Below are 19,690 nucleotides of genomic sequence, written 5' to 3'. Positions count from 1 at the left end.
ATCTACGAAAACAAAATAAATAAAAATTTTTCACTAATTGATTACTTGCATCCAGCGATATACGCTATGCAAAGATGAAACAGGCAGCTCAGAGCACTGCATTCATTTTCATTCATATCCGATTTCGCTTTTATTAAGGAGCATTGGCATGTTCTCACCGCAGTCACGCTTGCGTCATGCAGTTGCAGACACGTTCGCGATGGTTGTTTACTGTTCTGTCGTGAACATGTGTATTGAAGTTTTCCTCTCCGGAATGAGCTTCGAGCAGTCTCTTTACTCCAGGTTAGTGGCAATTCCGGTGAACATCTTAATTGCATGGCCATACGGCATGTACCGGGATCTGTTTATGCGCGCGGCACGCAAAGTTAGCCAGTCTGGATGGATAAAAAATCTGGCAGATATTCTGGCTTATGTGACGTTTCAGTCACCGGTGTATATGGCGATCTTGCTGGTAGTGGGCGCAGACTGGCACCAGATTATGGCTGCGGTCAGTTCAAACATCGTTGTTTCGATGTTGATGGGGGCGGTCTATGGCTACTTCCTCGATTACTGCCGCCGGCTATTTAAAGTCAGCCGTTACCAGCAGGTAAAAGCCTGACTCTTCTTTTCGCGACTGGCAATGCCAGTCGCGTCTTTAATTGGTTTCGCCAAACAAGCCATGCAAATAACGTTCAAGCGCAACACGCGAACTAAAACCATGCGGAATACCGTAATGCTCGTGTCGCTCGCCCGCAAAGTAGAGCGGAAATTGCTGGTAATGATCGCAGGTTTTAATATCAGAAGCGGGTTCTGCCAGCGTTGAACTACGCTCTTTTAATGTTGGATGAATTACCAGTGCGGTACGTCCCATTCGTGCTTCGCGATTAACATAAACATAATGTTCCCCACGGCGGTAACCGTATGCTTTCTGGGTTACCACATCGACGGTAAAACCGACTTTCTCAAGTACGCGAGCTACCTCGTCTGGTCGTAAATACATATTTTATCCTCGTGATTATCTACCGCGGGCCTACCTTACCTGATTGAGCATTCACAACGCTTTCAGAAAAGTCCATAAAGCCGCGATGAGTCTCAGCAAAGAAAATTATGGTCTACACTGAAAATTACATCGAATTCAAAGGGGGATCATATGTTTAACCGACCTAACCGCAACGACGTCGATGATGGCGTGCAGGATATTCAGAATGATGTCAATCAATTAGCTGATAGCCTCGAATCTGTATTGAAGTCCTGGGGTAGCGACGCCAAAGGGAAAGCCGAAGCTGCACGCAGTAAAGCACAGGCGCTACTGAAAGAAACCAGAGCGCGGATGCATGGTCGTACTCGCGTCCAACAAGCCGCACGTGATGCCGTGGGTTGCGCTGATTCTTTTGTTCGTGAAAGACCCTGGTGTAGCGTGGGTACAGCGGCGGCGGTAGGGATTTTTATCGGTGCACTGTTAGGTATGCGCAAATCGTAGTGGAACAATGATAATAAATACACGTCCCTGGCCCCGAAGCCTGACTTCGGGGTTTTTAACTTAAGGCATCGCGTAATTGTTGTGCCACCTGCTGCGCCATGCTTTCGCTAACGATATTGGTAAACGAGAGCAGCAATCCTCCTTTCCCGGTTGACCGAATACGCCAGGTACTTAATGCCTGCACCGCAAGGCCAGCGGCATTAGCTTTACGCGCGTAGGCAATATCATCGCCCATCATGCTGATAACCATCTGGATTCCCCCTTTTTGCGGTACAACCTGAAATCCCTGTTGCGTAAGCGCCTGCTCAATCCACTGCCGACGCTGAGCATAGTGCTGACGCATTTTCTTCAGATGCCTCCAGAAATGCCCATCACGAATGAAATCTGCCAGAGTGTTCTGCCATAGAACAGGCACAGCACATGGCTCCAGCGATGCCTGTTGGCGGAATTGCGCAATCTGCTCCACCGGCACCACCAGCCACACACAGCGCAGTGCCGGGAAAAGCGATTTGCTAAATGTTCCGGCATAAATCACCCGCTGCGGCGCATCGAGACTTTTCAGCGCCGGTAACGGCTTACCGTGATAGCGGAACTCACTGTCGTAATCATCTTCAATAACCCATGCCTGACTACGCTCTGCCCATTCCAGCACCTGGTGCCTGCGCGCCAAAGAGAGCGCAACACCCAGCGGGCTTTGATGTGCCGGAGTGATCAGAGCAAAACGCGCATCAGGATAATTTTGTATTCCGCTTGTGACATCCAGTCCGTTGTCGTCAACAGGCACAGGAAAAACGTTCACACCGTGGCGAGTGACAATCGGACGAATCAGTGGAAAACCGGGATCTTCCATCCACATCCCGTCTCCCGGTTCCGCCAGTGCACGCAAAATTAAGCTCATCGATGCCGCATAACCGTGTGTGATAAATACCTGCTCAGGCTGGCTCTCAATTCCGCGCGAGACACGTAGATAATCAACAATTGCCTCGCGCAACGCCGCCTCGCCGCAGACATCGCCTAACGCCAAATTAAAACGCGTCTGGGTTCGCAGGCGACGGCCCATCACCCGCGCCCACAGCTCACGCGGAAAGAGATCGAGTGCGGGTAATCCCATTTGAAACGGCAACGGCTGCTCGCTTTCACCGGCAAAGACGACGACATCAGAAGATGATTTTTGTGGATGTATCTGTTCGCTGACAAAGGTGCCTGCCTGCCCCCGCCTGACCAGCCAGCCCTGTGCCACCAGCTCAGCATAAGCATTTTCGACTGTGGAGCGAGACACGCCCAGTTCCTGCGACCAGGTTCGGCTGGAAGGTAGCCTTGCGCCAGGTTTCAGTTCCCCTTGCTCAATAGCCGTTTTTAACTGACGGGCGATTTCCTGATAACGCGGCATATGGTCTGCTTTTTTACGTAATTTATGGCTCTCTTTGACAGTCCATTATAGTGCTACATTGCGGGCGTTAATAAGAGGAGAAACTGTATGACTACATTACGTCAACCCTACTACGAACTTAGCCCGGCAGTGTATAACGCACTGGTGCAGGCCAAAACGGCGCTGGAAAATAGTACGCTGGATACCACTCTGATGGAGTTAGTTTATTTACGCGTCTCACAAATCAACGGCTGCGCATTTTGTCTGGAGATGCATAGTAAAGCATTACGCAAATCCGGTGTGCCGCAGAACAAACTGGACGCCCTGGCAGGCTGGCGCGTAAGCCATCATTTTGACGATCGCGAGCGGGCGGCGCTGGCATGGGCGGAATCGGTGACCGATATTGCCCGAACCCATGCAGAAGATGACGTTTATCAGCCTCTGCTTAAGTACTTCAGCGCAGCAGAGATCAGCGACTTAACGTTTGCCATCGGGCTGATGAATTGTTTTAACCGCCTGGCGGTTTCCATGCGGATGTAATTTGCTATTGCCGGGGGCTCGCCCGGCAACAAAACACAAAATCCCCTACCCCGTTGAGCCACTCAACGGCGGTATCAATAATCTAAAATTCCCATATCTTGTATGGTTGAATCTTTTTTCATCTACATCTAGTATCTCTGTATCAACAGAGAGACAACCCGACGCGTATCATCGCGCCGTATCTTCATTTTAAACGGAAATACGAATCATGCGCATTACTATTTACACTCGTAACGATTGCGTTCAATGCCACGCCACCAAACGAGCAATGGAAAACCGTGGCTTTGACTTTGAGATGATTAATGTCGATCGCGATCCTGAAGCGGCAGAGGCGTTACGTGCCCAGGGCTTTCGCCAGTTGCCGGTAGTGATTGCAGGTGATCTTAGCTGGTCTGGCTTTCGTCCGGACATGATCAACCGCCTGCATCCAGCGCCACACGCAGCCAGCGCATGAGTCAGCTCGTCTACTTCTCCAGTAGCTCCGAAAACACACATCGCTTTATCAAACGTTTAGGGCTGCCCGCCGTGCGCATTCCGCTCAATGAGCGGGAACGGATTCAGGTAGACGAGCCTTACATCCTGATCGTGCCCTCTTACGGCGGTGGCGGTACGGCTGGCGCTGTGCCACGGCAGGTGATTCGCTTTTTAAACGACGAACATAACCGGGCGTTGCTTCGCGGCGTTATTGCTTCGGGTAATCGCAATTTTGGTGAGGCGTATGGCCGCGCCGGAGATGTGATTGCCCGGAAATGCGACGTGCCATGGCTATACCGCTTTGAACTCATGGGTACGCAAAGCGATATCGAAAACGTTCGTAAAGGAGTAACCGAATTTTGGCAACGACAACCGCAGACCGCCTGACGCAGGAAACGATGGATTACCACGCCCTGAATGCGATGCTTAACCTTTACGATAGCGCGGGTCGCATTCAGTTCGATAAAGATCGCCAGGCAGTAGACGCTTTTATGGCGACACATGTACGCCCGAACAGTGTGACTTTTAGCAGCCAGCAGCAGCGCCTGAACTGGCTGGTCAACGAAGGTTACTATGATGAAAGCGTCCTCAACCGCTACTCTCGCAACTTTGTCATTACGCTGTTTGCCCATGCACACGCCAGTGGTTTTCGTTTCCAGACGTTCCTCGGTGCATGGAAGTTTTACACCAGCTATACGCTGAAGACTTTCGACGGTAAACGTTATCTGGAAGATTTTGCCGATCGGGTCACGATGGTGGCGCTAACGCTGGCGCAAGGTGATGAGACGCTGGCGACGCAGCTAACCGATGAGATGCTATCAGGACGCTTTCAGCCCGCCACGCCAACATTCCTCAACTGTGGTAAACAGCAGCGAGGCGAACTGGTTTCCTGTTTTCTGCTACGTATTGAAGACAATATGGAGTCGATTGGTCGGGCGGTTAATTCCGCACTACAACTGTCGAAACGCGGCGGCGGCGTGGCGTTTTTGCTGTCGAATCTGCGGGAAGCGGGTGCACCGATTAAACGTATTGAAAATCAATCTTCTGGCGTGATTCCGGTGATGAAAATGCTGGAAGACGCATTTTCCTATGCCAACCAGCTCGGCGCTCGTCAGGGGGCTGGGGCTGTATATCTGCACGCACACCATCCCGATATTCTGCGTTTTCTCGACACAAAACGGGAAAATGCCGATGAAAAAATCCGCATTAAAACGTTGTCGCTGGGGGTAGTGATCCCGGATGTCACCTTCCATCTGGCGAAAGAGAATGCGCAGATGGCGCTGTTTTCGCCCTATGACGTTGAGCGAGTTTACGGCAAGCCGTTTGCTGATATCGCCATCAGCGAACACTATGACGAACTGGTTGCCGATGAACGCATCCGCAAAAAATACATCAACGCCCGTGATTTCTTCCAGCGGCTGGCGGAGATCCAGTTTGAGTCCGGCTATCCCTACATCATGTATGAAGATACGGTTAACCGTGCTAACCCTATTGCCGGGCGCATAAATATGAGTAATCTCTGCTCAGAAATTTTGCAGGTTAACAGCGCCTCAGCGTATGACGAGAATCTCGACTATGCTCGCACAGGCCATGATATTTCCTGCAATTTAGGCTCGTTGAATATTGCTCACACTATGGATTCGCCAGACTTTGCCCGCACGGTAGAGACAGCCGTGCGCGGTCTGACGGCGGTGTCAGATATGAGTCATATCCGCAGCGTGCCGTCCATCGAAGCCGGAAATGCCGCCTCGCACGCCATCGGCCTGGGGCAGATGAATCTGCACGGCTATCTGGCGCGTGAGGGTATCGTTTACGGTTCGCCGGAAGCACTGGATTTTACCAATCTCTATTTCTACACCATCACCTGGCACGCCCTGCGCACTTCGATGTTGCTGGCGCGCGAACGTGGTGAAACCTTCGCCGGATTCAAACAGTCACGCTATGCCAGTGGTGAATATTTTAGCCAATATCTGCAAGGGAACTGGCAGCCGAAAACGGCGAAAGTTGGCGAACTGTTTGCCCGTAGCGGTATTACGTTACCTACCCGTGAGATGTGGGCGCAACTGCGCGACGACGTGATGCACTACGGCATTTACAACCAGAATCTTCAGGCGGTGCCGCCAACCCCGGTTCTATCTCTTATATCAACCATGCTACGTCGAGTATTCATCCGATTGTGGCGAAAGTGGAGATACGCAAAGAGGGCAAAACAGGACGCGTTTACTACCCTGCCCCGTTTATGACTAACGAAAATCTGGCGCTATATCAGGACGCTTACGAAATCGGCGCAGAAAAGATTATCGACACCTACGCCGAAGCGACTCGCCATGTCGATCAGGGGCTGTCGCTGACGCTGTTTTTCCCCGATACCGCCACCACTCGCGATATCAATAAAGCGCAGATTTACGCCTGGCGCAAAGGTATCAAAACGCTCTATTACATCCGCCTGCGTCAGATGGCGCTGGAAGGCACTGAAATTGAAGGCTGCGTCTCCTGCGCACTTTAAGGAATATCTATGAAACTCTCACATATCAGCGCCATCAACTGGAACAAGATTACTGACGATAAAGATCTGGAAGTATGGAATCGCCTGACCAGCAATTTCTGGCTACCGGAAAAAGTGCCACTGTCGAACGATATTCCCGCGTGGCAAACGTTAAGTACCATCGAACAACAACTGACGATGCGCGTATTTACTGGCCTGACGCTGCTCGACACGTTGCAAAACGTTATCGGCGCGCCGTCGTTGATACCCGATGCACTCACGCCCCATGAAGAAGCAGTGTTGTCGAATATCAGCTTTATGGAAGCCGTTCATGCCCGCTCTTACAGCTCTATTTTCTCGACGCTGTGCCAGACAAAAGAGGTTGATGCCGCCTATGCCTGGAGTGAAGAAAATGCGCCGTTGCAACGAAAAGCACAGATTATTCAGCAATATTATCGCGGTGATAGCCCGCTGAAAAAGAAAATCGCCAGTGTCTTTCTTGAATCATTTTTGTTCTATTCCGGCTTCTGGCTGTCAATGTATTTTTCCAGTCGCGGAAAGCTGACCAATACCGCCGATCTGATCCGCCTGATTATCCGCGATGAAGCAGTACACGGTTATTACATTGGCTATAAATATCAGAAAAGCCTGGAAAAAATCTCCCAGGCACAACGTGAAGAATTAAAGAGTTTCGCCTTCGATTTATTGCTGGAACTTTACGACAACGAGTTGCAATACACCGATGAGCTGTACGCCGAAACAACATGGGCTGACGATGTGAAAGCGTTTCTCTGTTACAACGCCAATAAAGCCTTAATGAATCTGGGATACGAACCGTTATTTCCAGCAGAAATGGCAGAAGTAAATCCGGCAATCCTTGCCGCGCTTTCACCGAATGCCGACGAAAATCACGATTTCTTTTCCGGCTCTGGTTCCTCTTATGTGATGGGAAAAGCGGTCGAAACAGAAGACGAAGACTGGAATTTTTGACGAGGTTATTTTTCAAAAATATCACCACCCACAGCAGGGAAATAATTCCAGTTAAACAGCTTTTTATCACGCAAATATTTTGTGGTGATCTACACTGACTCTCTGTTGCATTATTCGCCTGAAACCACAATATTCAGGCGTTTTTTCGCTATCTATAACAAAAAATATCAACTTTTCTCGATTTGCTCTCAGCCCTTATATCACGGGAAACTCCGGCAATTTGCTCGCATCAATATTCATGCCACATTTGCCCTCAGGGGTTGCCTCAGATTCTCAGTATGTTAGGGTAGAAAAAAGTGACTATTTCCATTGGGTAATATATCGACATAAACAAATAACAGGAATCTTTCTATTGCATGGCAATTAAATTAGAAATTAAAAATCTTTATAAAATATTTGGTGAGCATCCACAGCGAGCTTTCAAATATATCGAACAAGGACTTTCAAAAGAACAAATTCTGGAAAAAACTGGGCTATCGCTTGGCGTAAAAGACGCCAGTCTGGCCATTGAAGAAGGCGAGATATTTGTCATCATGGGATTATCCGGTTCGGGTAAATCCACAATGGTACGCCTTCTCAATCGCCTGATTGAACCCACCCGCGGACAAGTGCTGATTGACGGTGTAGATATTGCCAAAATATCCGACGCCGAACTCCGTGAGGTGCGCAGAAAAAAGATTGCGATGGTCTTTCAGTCCTTTGCCTTAATGCCGCATATGACCGTGCTGGACAATACCGCGTTTGGCATGGAACTAGCCGGAATTAACGCCGAAGAGCGTCGGGAAAAAGCCATTGATGCACTACGTCAGGTAGGTCTGGAAAATTATGCCCACAGCTACCCGGACGAACTCTCTGGTGGAATGCGTCAACGTGTTGGATTAGCCCGTGCATTAGCCATTAATCCGGATATTTTATTAATGGATGAAGCCTTCTCGGCGCTCGATCCATTAATTCGCACCGAGATGCAGGATGAACTGGTAAAATTACAGGCGAAACATCAGCGCACCATTGTCTTTATTTCTCACGATCTCGATGAAGCTATGCGTATTGGCGACCGAATTGCCATTATGCAAAATGGCGAAGTGGTACAGGTCGGCACACCGGATGAAATTCTCAATAATCCGGCGAATGATTATGTCCGCACCTTCTTCCGCGGCGTTGATATTAGTCAGGTATTCAGCGCGAAAGATATTGCTCGCCGCAGCCCGAATGGTTTAATTCGTAAAACCCCCGGCTTCGGTCCGCGTTCGGCACTGAAATTATTACAGGATGAAGATCGCGAATATGGCTACGTCATCGAACGCGGTAATAAATTTGTCGGCGCAGTCTCTATCGATTCGTTAAAAGCAGCATTAACGCAGCAGCAAGGTCTTGATGCGGCGCTGATTGATGCGCCGTTAGCGGTCGATGCGCAAACGCCTCTTAGCGAGTTGCTCTCTCATGTCGGACAGGCACCCTGTGCGGTGCCCGTGGTCGACGAGGACCAACAGTATGTCGGCATCATTTCGAAAGGAATGCTGCTGCGCGCTTTAGATCGTGAGGGGGTAAATAATGGCTGATCAAAATAATCCGTGGGATACCACGCCAGCGGCAGACAGCGCCGCACAATCCGCAGATGCCTGGGGTACACCGGCTGCGGCACCGACTGACGGCGGCGGCGCTGACTGGCTGACCAGTACGCCTGCACCAAATGTCGAGCATTTTAATATTCTCGATCCGTTTCATAAGACGCTGATCCCACTCGACAGTTGGGTAACTGAAGGGATCGACTGGGTCGTTACCCATTTCCGCCCCCTCTTCCAGGGCGTGCGTGTTCCGGTGGATTATATCCTCAACGGTTTCCAGCAACTGCTGCTGGGGATGCCCGCGCCTGTGGCAATTATCGTTTTCGCCCTGATAGCCTGGCAGATTTCCGGTGTCGGAATGGGCGTGGCGACGCTGGTTTCACTGATTGCTATCGGCGCGATCGGCGCATGGTCGCAGGCAATGGTGACTTTGGCGCTGGTGTTAACCGCCCTGCTATTCTGTATTGTCATCGGTTTGCCGCTGGGGATCTGGCTGGCAAGAAGCCCACGGGCAGCAAAAATCATCCGTCCACTGCTTGATGCCATGCAGACGACGCCAGCGTTTGTCTATCTGGTGCCAATCGTCATGCTGTTTGGTATCGGCAACGTGCCGGGCGTGGTGGTGACCATCATCTTTGCTCTGCCGCCTATTATCCGTCTGACCATTTTGGGGATTAACCAGGTTCCGGCGGATCTGATTGAAGCCTCGCGCTCATTCGGTGCCAGCCCGCGCCAGATGCTGTTCAAAGTTCAGTTACCGCTGGCGATGCCGACCATTATGGCGGGCGTCAACCAGACGCTGATGCTGGCCCTTTCTATGGTGGTCATCGCCTCGATGATTGCCGTCGGCGGGCTGGGTCAAATGGTACTGCGCGGTATCGGGCGTCTGGATATGGGGCTTGCCACCGTTGGCGGCGTCGGGATTGTCATCCTCGCCATTATCCTCGATCGCCTGACACAGGCCGTGGGGCGCGACTCACGTAGTCGCGGCAACCGTCGCTGGTACACCACTGGCCCTGTCGGTCTGCTGACCCGTCCGTTCATTAAATAACTCTGCACCTGCCCGGTGACGCCGGGCATTGCCACCCTGCCAAAAAAAGGAATAACAATGCGACATAGCGTACTTTTTGCGACAGCGTTTGCCACGCTTATCTCTACACAAACTTTTGCTGCCGATCTGCCGGGCAAAGGTATTACCGTTAATCCGGTTCAGAGCACCATTACCGAAGAAACCTTCCAGACGTTGCTGGTCAGCCGTGCGCTGGAAAAATTAGGTTATACCGTCAACAAACCCAGCGAAGTGGATTACAACGTTGGTTATACGTCACTGGCTTCCGGCGATGCGACCTTTACCGCTGTGAACTGGACGCCGCTGCATGACAACATGTATGAGGCTGCCGGTGGCGATAAGAAGTTTTATCGCGAAGGGACATTTGTTAACGGCGCTGCGCAGGGATACCTGATCGATAAGAAAACGGCCGACCAGTACAAAATTACCAACATCGCGCAGCTAAAAGATCCGAAGATTGCCAAACTGTTTGATACCAACGGCGATGGCAAAGCGGATTTAACTGGCTGTAACCCCGGCTGGGGCTGCGAAGGCGCTATCAACCACCAGCTTGCCGCTTATGATCTGACGAATACCGTAACCCATAATCAGGGGAACTACGCGGCGATGATGGCCGACACCATCAGCCGTTACAAAGAGGGCAAGCCGGTGTTTTACTACACCTGGACACCGTACTGGGTGAGTAACGAACTGAAGCCGGGGAAAGATGTAGTCTGGTTGCAGGTGCCGTTCTCCGCACTGCCGGGTGATAAAAACGCCGATACCAAACTGCCGAATGGCGCAAATTACGGCTTCCCGGTTAGCACCATGCATATCGTTGCCAACAAAGCCTGGGCCGAGAAAAACCCGGCGGCAGCGAAACTGTTCGCCATTATGCAGTTGCCGGTTGCGGACATTAATGCCCAGAACGCCATTATGCATGACGGCAAAGCCTCAGAAGGCGATATTCAGAGCCACGTTGATGGCTGGATCAAAGCCCACCAGCAGCAGTTTGATGGCTGGGTGAATGAGGCGCTGGCAGCGCAGAAGTAGTTTTTATTCGGGCGGATAGGGTGTTTACGCCGTATCCGCCATTCTGTGCACAATGCCTGATGCGACGCTGGCGCGTCTTATCAGGCCTACAAACCACACTCATTTCGTAGGGCGGAAAGGCGTTTTCGCCGCATCCGCCTTCTGTGCACAATGCCTGATGCGACGCTGGCGCGTCTTATCAGGCCTACAAACCACACTCATTTCGTAGGGCGGAAAGGCGTTTTCGCCGCATCCGCCTTCTGTACACAATGCCTGATGCGACGCTGACGCGTCTTATCATGCCTACAAACCACACTCATTTCGTAGGGCGGATAAGGTGTTTACGCCGCATTCGCCGTTCTGTGCACAATGCCTGATGCGACGCTGGCGCGTCTTATCATGCCTACAAACCACACTCATTTCGTAGGGCGGATAAGGCGTTTTCGCCGCATCCGCCGTTCTGTGCTCAATGCCTGATGCGACGCTGACGCGTCTTATCATGCCTACAAACCACACTCATTTCGTAGGGCGGATAAGGTGTTTACGCCGCATCCGCCGTTCTGTGCTCAATGCCTGATGCGACGCTGACGCGTCTTATCATGCCTACAAACCACACAGCACATTTCAACAATCTATCTTTCATCCCATATTCATCAACATCCGCTATTATTGATTTCCAGACCAATCATCACCTGATAAACAACAATAATGACTAAAACCAATCATGAGCTTAGCCCGGCGCTGATCGTGCTGATGTCGATCGCCACCGGTCTGGCAGTCGCCAGCAACTATTACGCCCAGCCATTGCTCGACACCATCGCGCGTAACTTTTCTCTTTCCGCCAGTTCGGCGGGCTTTATTGTCACCGCCGCACAATTAGGCTATGCCGCTGGCCTGCTGTTTCTTGTCCCATTGGGCGATATGTTTGAACGCCGACGCCTGATTGTTTCCATGACCTTACTGGCTGCAGGCGGTATGTTGATCACCGCCAGCAGTCAATCACTCGCCATGATGATCCTTGGAACGGCATTAACCGGTTTATTCTCGGTCGTGGCGCAAATTCTGGTTCCACTGGCGGCAACACTGGCTTCACCAGACAAACGCGGCAAGGTGGTTGGCACCATTATGAGCGGTTTGCTACTGGGGATTTTGCTGGCACGTACCGTTGCAGGATTGCTGGCAAACCTCGGCGGCTGGCGCACCGTCTTCTGGGTCGCATCGGTGTTAATGGCACTGATGGCGCTGGCGTTATGGCGCGGCCTGCCACAAATGAAATCAGAAAACCACCTCAACTACCCACAGTTGTTAGGTTCCGTTTTCAGCATGTTTATCAGCGATAAGATCCTGCGTACCCGCGCGTTACTGGGCTGCCTGACCTTTGCCAACTTCAGCATTCTATGGACATCGATGGCTTTTTTGCTCGCCGCGCCGCCTTTTAATTACAGCGATGGCGTGATTGGTCTGTTTGGCCTTGCGGGAGCTGCCGGGGCGTTGGGCGCTCGCCCGGCGGGCGGTTTTGCCGATAAAGGAAAATCGCACCTCACAACAACGTTTGGTCTGCTGTTGTTGTTACTTTCATGGCTGGCAATCTGGTTTGGTCAAACTTCCGTACTGGCGCTGATTATCGGCATCCTGGTGCTGGATCTCACCGTCCAGGGCGTGCATATCACCAATCAAACCGTGATTTACCGTATTCACCCTGATGCGCGTAATCGCCTGACCGCAGGCTACATGACCAGTTACTTTATTGGCGGTGCTGCCGGTTCACTGATTTCTGCATCCGCCTGGCAACATGCGGGTTGGGCTGGCGTTTGTCTGGCTGGCGCGGTGATCGCCCTGGTTAACCTGGTGGTCTGGTGGCGAGGTTTTCATCGTCAGGAAGCCGCAAATTAAGCAATCAGCAACCGTTTTCGTGGCTTTACACTTATAAGGGTGTTAAGAAGCCCATCAGTCTGATAAGGTTAAGATATTCATTCAGTCTGTTTATAATATTAACAATCGTTAAGCGTACACTCTATGGTAAGCCCTACTCCTCTGCCAGCTTCTGGTCCGGCGACCTTCATGGAAGGATGCAAAGACAGTTTACCGATTGTTATTAGTTATATTCCGGTGGCTTTTGCGTTCGGTCTGAATGCAACCCGCCAGGGCTTCACTCCCCTCGAAAGTGTTTTTTTCTCCTGCATCATTTATGCAGGTGCGAGCCAGTTTGTCATTACCGCGATGCTGGCAGCCGGGAGTAGTTTATGGATTGCTGCACTGACCGTGATGGCAATGGATGTTCGCCATGTTTTGTATGGCCCGTCACTGCGTAGCCGTATTGTTCAGCGTCTGCAAAAATCGAAAACCGCCCTGTGGGCGTTTGGCCTGACGGACGAGGTTTTTGCCGCTGCAACGGCAAAACTGGTACGTAATAATCGCCGCTGGAGCGAAAACTGGATGATCGGCATTGCCTTCAGTTCATGGTCATCGTGGGTATTTGGTACGGTAATAGGGGCATTTTCGGGCGGCGGTTTGCTGCAAGGTTATCCCGCCGTTGAAGCAGCATTAGGCTTTATGCTGCCGGCTCTCTTTATGAGTTTCCTGCTCGCCTCTTTCCAGCGCAAACAATCTCTTTGCGTTACCGCAGCGTTAGTTGGTGCCCTTGCAGGCGTAACGCTATTTTCTATTCCCGTCGCCATTCTGGCAGGCATTGTCTTTGGCTGCCTCACTGCGTTAATCCAGGCATTCTGGCAAGGAGCCGCTGATGAGCTATGAGGTTTTACTGCTTGGATTACTGGTTGGCGCGGCGAATTACTGCTTCCGCTATTTACCACTGCGCCTGCGGGTGGGTAATACCCGCCCAACCAAGCGTGGCGCGGTGGGTATTTTGCTCGACACCATTGGCATCGCCTCAATTTGCGCTCTGCTGGTTGTCTCTACCGCACCAGAAGTGATGCACGACTCACGCCGCTTCGTGCCCACACTGGTTGGTTTTGCAGTATTGGGTGGCAGTTTCTATAAAACACGCAGCATTATCGTCCCCACTCTGATAAGTGCGCTGGCCTACGGGCTGGCCTGGAAAGTGATGGCGATTATATAACCCACAAGAATCATTTTTCTAAAACAATACATTTACTTTATTTGTCACTGTCGTTACTATATCGGCTGAAATTAATGAGGTCATACCCAAATGGATAGTTCGTTTACGCCCATTGAACAAATGCTAAAATTTCGCGCCAGCCGCCACGAAGATTTTCCTTATCAGGAGATCCTTCTGACCCGTCTTTGCATGCATATGCAGAGCAAGTTGCTGGAAAACCGCAATAAAATGCTGAAGGCTCAGGGGATTAACGAGACGTTGTTTATGGCGTTGATTACGCTGGAGTCTCAGGAAAACCACAGCATTCAGCCTTCTGAATTAAGTTGTGCTCTTGGATCATCCCGTACCAATGCGACGCGTATTGCCGATGAACTGGAAAAACGCGGCTGGATCGAACGTCGTGAAAGCGATAACGATCGCCGCTGCCTGCATCTGCAATTAACGGAAAAAGGTCACGAGTTTTTGCGCGAGGTTTTACCGCCGCAGCATAACTGCCTGCATCAACTCTGGTCCGCGCTCAGCACAACAGAAAAAGATCAGCTTGAGCAAATCACCCGCAAATTGCTCTCCCGTCTCGATCAGATGGAACAAGACGGTGCGGTTCTCGAAGCGATGAGCTAACGCGTCATCTCGCTCAAAAATCCAGATTTATAAAAGAAAAACTGACCGGCCAGCATCGCAACGTGCTGGCCTTTTTGGCAAGCAGGTCGGCTCAGCCGATGAGTTAAGAAGATCGTGGAGAATACTATGAGCGCAAATGCGGAGACACAAAGCCCGCAGCAACCGGTAAAGAAGAGCGGCAAACGTAAGCGTCTGCTCCTCCTTCTCACCTTGCTCTTTATTATTATTGCCGTAGCGATAGGGATTTATTGGTTTTTGGTACTGCGTCATTTCGAAGAAACTGATGACGCATACGTGGCAGGGAATCAGATTCAAATTATGTCTCAGGTGTCAGGCAGCGTGACGAAAGTCTGGGCCGATAACACCGATTTTGTAAAAGAAGGCGATGTGCTGGTCACTCTCGACCCGACTGATGCTCGCCAGGCGTTTGAAAAAGCCAAAACAGCACTGGCTTCCAGCGTACGCCAGACCCACCAACTGATGATTAACAGCAAGCAGTTGCAGGCAAATATTGAGGTGCAGAAAATCGCCCTCGCCAAAGCACAAAGCGACTACAACCGCCGCGTGCCGCTGGGTAATGCCAACCTGATTGGCCGCGAAGAGCTGCAACACGCCCGCGATGCTGTTACCAGCGCCCAGGCGCAACTGGATGTCGCCATTCAACAATACAATGCCAATCAGGCGATGATTCTGGGTACTAAACTGGAAGATCAACCGGCCGTGCAACAAGCTGCCACTGAAGTGCGCAATGCCTGGCTGGCGCTGGAACGTACCCGTATTGTCAGCCCGATGACCGGTTATGTCTCCCGCCGTGCCGTTCAACCGGGTGCGCAAATTAGCCCAACAACGCCGCTGATGGCGGTCGTTCCGGCGACTAATATGTGGGTGGATGCCAACTTTAAAGAGACCCAGATTGCCAATATGCGTATCGGCCAGCCGGTCACCATCACCACTGATATTTACGGTGATGACGTGAAATACACCGGTAAAGTGGTCGGTCTGGATATGGGTACGGGTAGCGCGTTTTCGCTGCTTCCGGCGCAAAACGCTACCGGTAACTGGATCAAAGTGGTTCAGCGTCTGCCTGTTCGTATCGAGTTGGATCAAAAGCAACTTGAGCAATATCCGCTACGGATCGGTTTATCCACACTGGTGAGCGTCAATACCACTAACCGTGACGGCCAGGTACTGGCTAACAAAGTACGTTCCACGCCGGTAGCAGTAAGTACCGCTCGTGAAATCAGCCTGGAACCCGTCAATAAACTGATCGACGATATCGTAAAAGCTAACGCTGGCTAATCCAGAGGTGCGTGTGATGCAACAGCAAAAACCGCTGGAAGGTGCGCAACTGGTCATTATGACGATTGCGCTATCGCTGGCGACATTCATGCAGGTGCTGGACTCCACCATTGCTAACGTGGCGATCCCTACTATCGCCGGAAACCTTGGCTCATCGCTCAGCCAGGGAACGTGGGTGATCACCTCCTTCGGGGTGGCGAACGCCATCTCGATCCCGCTTACCGGCTGGCTGGCGAAGCGCGTCGGGGAAGTGAAGCTGTTCCTCTGGTCGACCATCGCCTTCGCCATTGCTTCGTGGGCGTGTGGTGTTTCCAGTAGTCTGAATATGCTGATCTTCTTCCGCGTCATTCAGGGGATTGTCGCCGGGCCATTGATCCCGCTTTCACAAAGTCTATTACTGAATAACTACCCGCCAGCCAAACGTTCCATCGCACTGGCCTTGTGGTCAATGACGGTGATTGTCGCGCCTATTTGCGGCCCGATCCTCGGCGGTTATATCAGCGACAATTATCACTGGGGTTGGATCTTCTTTATCAACGTGCCAATTGGCGTGGCAGTGGTGTTGATGACGCTACAGACCTTGCGCGGACGCGAAACCCGCACCGAGCGGCGACGGATTGATGCCGTGGGGCTGGCGCTGTTAGTGATTGGTATCGGTAGCCTGCAGATTATGCTCGACCGGGGTAAAGAACTGGACTGGTTCTCATCACAGGAAATTATCATTCTCACCGTGGTGGCGGTAGTGGCTATCAGCTTCCTGATTGTCTGGGAGCTGACAGATGACAACCCAATAGTTGATCTGTCGCTGTTTAAGTCACGCAATTTTACCATTGGCTGCTTGTGTATCAGCCTCGCTTATATGCTCTACTTCGGCGCGATTGTTTTGCTGCCGCAATTGTTGCAGGAAGTCTACGGCTACACAGCAACCTGGGCAGGGTTGGCGTCTGCGCCGGTAGGGATTATCCCGGTGATCCTGTCGCCAATTATCGGTCGTTTTGCGCATAAACTGGATATGCGTCGGCTGGTAACCTTCAGCTTTATTATGTATGCCGTCTGTTTCTACTGGCGTGCTTATACCTTTGAACCCGGTATGGATTTTGGCGCGTCGGCCTGGCCGCAGTTTATCCAGGGCTTCGCGGTGGCCTGCTTCTTTATGCCGCTGACCACCATTACGCTTTCTGGTTTGCCACCTGAACGACTGGCGGCGGCGTCGAGTCTCTCCAACTTTACGCGAACGCTGGCGGGGTCTATTGGCACGTCGATAACCACTACCATGTGGACCAACCGCGAGTCGCTGCATCATGCGCAGTTGACCGAGTCGGTGAATCCGTATAACCCGAACGCCCAGGCGATGTACCATCAACTGGAGGGTCTGGGAATGACGCAACAGCAGGCTTCCGGCTGGATTGCTCAGCAGATCACCAATCAGGGGTTGATTATTTCCGCTAATGAGATCTTCTGGATGTCGGCCGGGATATTCCTCGTCCTGCTGGGACTGGTGTGGTTTGCCAGGCCGCCATTTGGCGCAGGTGGCGGCGGAGGCGGTGCGCATTAATGTTGTCAAAGGGAGCTGCGGCTCCCTTTTTATTTGCCTATTCTGCAAACGGTTGTTTTATCAATGCCAAATGATGCCATTATTCAGGGTTGCTTAATAAGCAGTTCATCAATCAAAAAAACAGACAATATATTTGTATTTTTCCTAATAACGGCATATTTTATCTCATATTTTTATGCATTTTATCGATGTACGGAAAGCATATTTATATTATTTTTTTTGACAATAATCCTGGTATTTACCAACTCTAAGTAAATGTGCAAACAATAAACATAAAATTAATTTGCCATCATTATTAAATTCAAGAAAAATATCGATAGAATATATCTTGATGATTTTTCTAATTTTTCTTTTTGTCACTTTTTACCACTTAATGTATTTAAAGATTTTTCCTATGGAAAATTATGCAACTTATTTTTTAGCACAACTCCTAAACCATCAAAACAAATTAATATTAAATTAATTACAAATTAAACTGGTTTATAAACATTGGTTTCACGCACTACTCTTCATTTGATAGAGCAGTAACCCTTTTCAGTGGTCTTAAAAATTAAGTTTTTACGTCGTTACTGTGGATTTGTTATTTATCTTAAAATAAATCATAAGGATGAGAAGGAACTTTATGAACATCAAAAAGCATCCCTTGTCAACGCTGGCAATAGCTATTTCGACCGTGTTATCAATACCCGTTTCACTGGCATGGGCACCACCAACAAGTATCAACAGCGATGTTACTATCAACAATAATGATGTTGTAACGCTATCCTCATCCGAAAATAATTCATCAACCTGGGATCAATTTCGTTTTCTTAATGTTGGAGAAACAAGTGAAGGTACGTTGAATATAGACGGGCGTGATCTGACCACCTCCAAAATCACAATCGGTAATGCAACTTCAGGGATAATGAAATTAGAAAACAATACTCATCTGACGATTAATAATGCATCGCCTTATGAACACAATATTTATTTAGGTATCAATGGTGGTTCAGGAACCTTAATGGTGCTTAGCGGCAGTACTATCACCGATTTAAATGAATTCAGAATCGGTGAATATGATTACCAGGCACAAGGGCAAGTCATTATTGACGGTGCGGGTTCTTCCGTTTCTGCAACGTATGTGATGGTCGGCGATCAGGGAACAGGCAAACTCGAAATCACGCATGGCGGTCATCTTACGGCATCAAAGGATGTGCTCATTGGTTTTACTGGAAGTACAGGGGATTTTCACGGGACTGGATACGGTGAAACGCTGGTTGATGGTGAAAATTCTTCATTAACAGTGAATGAATATATCAACCTCGGGGGATTGAACTCATCGCAGAACGAGGCAAAGGGGATACTTACCGTTAGTAATAATGCCACGGTCAGTGCTAATCAATTTATCTGGCTTGGGATAGCAGAAACCAGCACCGGTATTCTAAACATTGGTGGAGCGCAGGGAGAAGCAGAACAGAAAGCGGGGATCATCAAGACGCCGATTATCCATATGGGAAGTAATGCCGGGGATAGTGCTGCACAAATTAATTTTAACCACTCCAGCGAAGATTTTATCCTGGCTGCAGATATAGTTGGCAAAGGCGAAGTTAACCAGGAAGGTTCCGGAGTCACGACGTTGACAGGCGCAAATACCTACTCTGGCCAAACGAATATAAATAAAGGCACTTTGCGCGCCGGTGTCAACGATACCTTCAGCCCAAACTCCGATTATGTTGTCGACAGTGAAGGGAATATCGATTTAGACGGTTTTTCACAAACCTTAAATACACTGGATTTGGCGGGTACAGCAACACTATCTTCCTCAAAAAATGGCGACAAATTCACGCCTGCCACACTCACCATTAATGGCAATTACACTGCTAATAATGGTTTGTTAGTTATGCGTACCGAACTCGGCGATGATAATTCCGCGACTGATAAATTAATTGTAAAAGGCAACACGTCTGGTCATACCCGTGTGAGTGTTAGTAATGCCGGTGGTCAGGGAGCCGATACGCTTGAAGGGATCCGCATTATTGAAATAACTGGCGCATCAGAGGGAACGTTTAGTAAAGAAGGTCGTATTGTTGCCGGTCCCTATGACTACAACGTGGTAAAAAGCGACAACCAGAACTGGTTTTTAACCAGTGAAATTCCCGCAGGACCGTATACCCCACCGGAACTGCCCGTCATCC

Annotated in this window: 18 protein-coding genes and 1 pseudogene; 17 read left to right on the top strand and 2 right to left on the bottom strand. The window is 50.2% G+C overall.

Features of this window, described 5'->3' with window-relative positions; all coding sequences use genetic code 11:
• Positions 1–148: 148 nt before the first annotated feature.
• Complete coding sequence (gene alaE, locus A9587_RS22110) at positions 149–598, top strand: L-alanine exporter AlaE (protein ID WP_000492662.1); 450 nt, start codon at positions 149–151, stop codon at positions 596–598.
• A gap of 36 nt (positions 599–634) precedes the next feature.
• On the opposite strand, the gene A9587_RS22105 is transcribed toward alaE, so the two are convergent.
• Complete coding sequence (locus A9587_RS22105; protein WP_000281311.1) at positions 635–979, bottom strand: DUF2002 family protein; 345 nt, start codon at positions 977–979, stop codon at positions 635–637.
• Positions 980–1,129: 150 nt separating this feature from the next.
• Here A9587_RS22105 and A9587_RS22100 point away from each other — a divergent pair, with 150 nt between their 5' ends.
• Positions 1,130–1,459 (top strand): DUF883 domain-containing protein, encoded by a 330-nt coding sequence (locus tag A9587_RS22100; protein WP_105263973.1) that lies wholly within the window; start codon positions 1,130–1,132, stop codon positions 1,457–1,459.
• Between the two features lie 55 nt (positions 1,460–1,514).
• Here the strand turns inward: A9587_RS22100 and pdxR are convergent, their stop codons facing one another.
• Entirely contained in the window at positions 1,515–2,849 is a 1,335-nt protein-coding gene (gene pdxR / locus A9587_RS22095) for a MocR-like pyridoxine biosynthesis transcription factor PdxR (RefSeq protein ID WP_105263972.1), read from the bottom strand.
• 87 nt (positions 2,850–2,936) lie between these two features.
• On the opposite strand from pdxR, the gene A9587_RS22090 reads away from it, so the two are divergent.
• The 15 genes and pseudogenes from A9587_RS22090 to A9587_RS22005 form a co-directional block, all read left to right on the top strand.
• Complete coding sequence (locus A9587_RS22090) at positions 2,937–3,368, top strand: carboxymuconolactone decarboxylase family protein (RefSeq protein WP_000209798.1); 432 nt, start codon at positions 2,937–2,939, stop codon at positions 3,366–3,368.
• Between the two features lie 208 nt (positions 3,369–3,576).
• Positions 3,577–3,822: a glutaredoxin-like protein NrdH gene (gene nrdH / locus A9587_RS22080; protein ID WP_001223225.1), complete on the top strand. Its 246-nt coding sequence runs from the start codon at positions 3,577–3,579 to the stop codon at positions 3,820–3,822.
• Positions 3,819–4,229 carry a class Ib ribonucleoside-diphosphate reductase assembly flavoprotein NrdI gene (gene nrdI, locus A9587_RS22075; RefSeq protein WP_001516921.1) on the top strand — a complete coding sequence of 137 codons (411 nt, stop codon included), beginning with the start codon at positions 3,819–3,821 and terminating at the stop codon, positions 4,227–4,229. The genes nrdH and nrdI overlap by 4 nt, the downstream gene beginning before the upstream one ends.
• Positions 4,202–6,348 (top strand): annotated as a pseudogene (gene nrdE, locus A9587_RS22070) (class 1b ribonucleoside-diphosphate reductase subunit alpha). The gene nrdI and the pseudogene nrdE overlap by 28 nt, the downstream one beginning before the upstream one ends.
• A gap of 9 nt (positions 6,349–6,357) precedes the next feature.
• Positions 6,358–7,317: a class 1b ribonucleoside-diphosphate reductase subunit beta gene (nrdF, locus tag A9587_RS22065; RefSeq protein ID WP_105263971.1), complete on the top strand. Its 960-nt coding sequence runs from the start codon at positions 6,358–6,360 to the stop codon at positions 7,315–7,317.
• 356 nt (positions 7,318–7,673) lie between these two features.
• Positions 7,674–8,876 (top strand): glycine betaine/L-proline ABC transporter ATP-binding protein ProV, encoded by a 1,203-nt coding sequence (proV, locus tag A9587_RS22055; RefSeq protein WP_000985481.1) that lies wholly within the window; start codon positions 7,674–7,676, stop codon positions 8,874–8,876.
• A complete protein-coding gene (gene proW / locus A9587_RS22050) occupies positions 8,869–9,933 on the top strand; it encodes a glycine betaine/L-proline ABC transporter permease ProW (protein ID WP_000774962.1) in 1,065 nt (354 codons plus the stop codon). Before proV ends, proW begins: the two co-directional genes overlap by 8 nt.
• 57 nt (positions 9,934–9,990) lie before the next feature.
• The gene (gene proX / locus A9587_RS22045; protein WP_085449169.1) at positions 9,991–10,983 is read left to right on the top strand and encodes a glycine betaine/L-proline ABC transporter substrate-binding protein ProX; all 993 of its coding nucleotides are present in this window, start codon (positions 9,991–9,993) and stop codon (positions 10,981–10,983) included.
• 687 nt (positions 10,984–11,670) lie between these two features.
• On the top strand, positions 11,671–12,855 hold the full coding sequence (locus A9587_RS22040) for an MFS transporter (RefSeq protein ID WP_001516925.1): 1,185 nt from the start codon (positions 11,671–11,673) through the stop codon (positions 12,853–12,855).
• Between the two features lie 123 nt (positions 12,856–12,978).
• On the top strand, positions 12,979–13,716 hold the full coding sequence (ygaZ, locus tag A9587_RS22035; RefSeq protein WP_000254577.1) for an L-valine exporter subunit YgaZ: 738 nt from the start codon (positions 12,979–12,981) through the stop codon (positions 13,714–13,716).
• Entirely contained in the window at positions 13,706–14,041 is a 336-nt protein-coding gene (gene ygaH, locus A9587_RS22030; protein ID WP_001516926.1) for an L-valine transporter subunit YgaH, read from the top strand. The genes ygaZ and ygaH overlap by 11 nt, the downstream gene beginning before the upstream one ends.
• Before the next feature lie 90 nt (positions 14,042–14,131).
• The gene (gene emrR, locus A9587_RS22025; RefSeq protein WP_000378441.1) at positions 14,132–14,662 is read left to right on the top strand and encodes a multidrug efflux transporter EmrAB transcriptional repressor EmrR; all 531 of its coding nucleotides are present in this window, start codon (positions 14,132–14,134) and stop codon (positions 14,660–14,662) included.
• Positions 14,663–14,788: 126 nt separating this feature from the next.
• Positions 14,789–15,961: a multidrug efflux MFS transporter periplasmic adaptor subunit EmrA gene (gene emrA / locus A9587_RS22015; protein WP_001516927.1), complete on the top strand. Its 1,173-nt coding sequence runs from the start codon at positions 14,789–14,791 to the stop codon at positions 15,959–15,961.
• Between the two features lie 16 nt (positions 15,962–15,977).
• Positions 15,978–17,516: a multidrug efflux MFS transporter permease subunit EmrB gene (emrB, locus tag A9587_RS22010; protein ID WP_001516928.1), complete on the top strand. Its 1,539-nt coding sequence runs from the start codon at positions 15,978–15,980 to the stop codon at positions 17,514–17,516.
• Positions 17,517–18,138: 622 nt separating this feature from the next.
• A partial coding sequence (locus A9587_RS22005) for an autotransporter outer membrane beta-barrel domain-containing protein (protein ID WP_123057720.1) occupies positions 18,139–19,690 on the top strand: 1,552 nt, incomplete at its 3' end.

Origin of the sequence: Escherichia sp. MOD1-EC6162, assembly GCF_002965125.1 — a bacterium.
GTDB lineage: Bacteria > Pseudomonadota > Gammaproteobacteria > Enterobacterales > Enterobacteriaceae > Escherichia > Escherichia marmotae.
This window is presented reverse-complemented; position numbering and strand designations above follow the sequence as displayed.

Coding starts and splice junctions, on each gene's coding strand:
- proX (WP_085449169.1), top strand. CDS start 9,991: ATGCGACATAGCGTACTTTTTGCGACAGCGTTTGCCACGCTTATCTCT.
- ygaZ (WP_000254577.1), top strand. CDS start 12,979: ATGGTAAGCCCTACTCCTCTGCCAGCTTCTGGTCCGGCGACCTTCATG.
- proW (WP_000774962.1), top strand. CDS start 8,869: ATGGCTGATCAAAATAATCCGTGGGATACCACGCCAGCGGCAGACAGC.
- A9587_RS22090 (WP_000209798.1), top strand. CDS start 2,937: ATGACTACATTACGTCAACCCTACTACGAACTTAGCCCGGCAGTGTAT.
- ygaH (WP_001516926.1), top strand. CDS start 13,706: ATGAGCTATGAGGTTTTACTGCTTGGATTACTGGTTGGCGCGGCGAAT.
- nrdI (WP_001516921.1), top strand. CDS start 3,819: ATGAGTCAGCTCGTCTACTTCTCCAGTAGCTCCGAAAACACACATCGC.
- pdxR (WP_105263972.1), bottom strand. CDS start 2,849: ATGCCGCGTTATCAGGAAATCGCCCGTCAGTTAAAAACGGCTATTGAG.
- nrdF (WP_105263971.1), top strand. CDS start 6,358: ATGAAACTCTCACATATCAGCGCCATCAACTGGAACAAGATTACTGAC.
- emrA (WP_001516927.1), top strand. CDS start 14,789: ATGAGCGCAAATGCGGAGACACAAAGCCCGCAGCAACCGGTAAAGAAG.
- A9587_RS22105 (WP_000281311.1), bottom strand. CDS start 979: ATGTATTTACGACCAGACGAGGTAGCTCGCGTACTTGAGAAAGTCGGT.
- proV (WP_000985481.1), top strand. CDS start 7,674: ATGGCAATTAAATTAGAAATTAAAAATCTTTATAAAATATTTGGTGAG.
- alaE (WP_000492662.1), top strand. CDS start 149: ATGTTCTCACCGCAGTCACGCTTGCGTCATGCAGTTGCAGACACGTTC.
- emrR (WP_000378441.1), top strand. CDS start 14,132: ATGGATAGTTCGTTTACGCCCATTGAACAAATGCTAAAATTTCGCGCC.
- nrdH (WP_001223225.1), top strand. CDS start 3,577: ATGCGCATTACTATTTACACTCGTAACGATTGCGTTCAATGCCACGCC.
- A9587_RS22100 (WP_105263973.1), top strand. CDS start 1,130: ATGTTTAACCGACCTAACCGCAACGACGTCGATGATGGCGTGCAGGAT.
- A9587_RS22040 (WP_001516925.1), top strand. CDS start 11,671: ATGACTAAAACCAATCATGAGCTTAGCCCGGCGCTGATCGTGCTGATG.
- emrB (WP_001516928.1), top strand. CDS start 15,978: ATGCAACAGCAAAAACCGCTGGAAGGTGCGCAACTGGTCATTATGACG.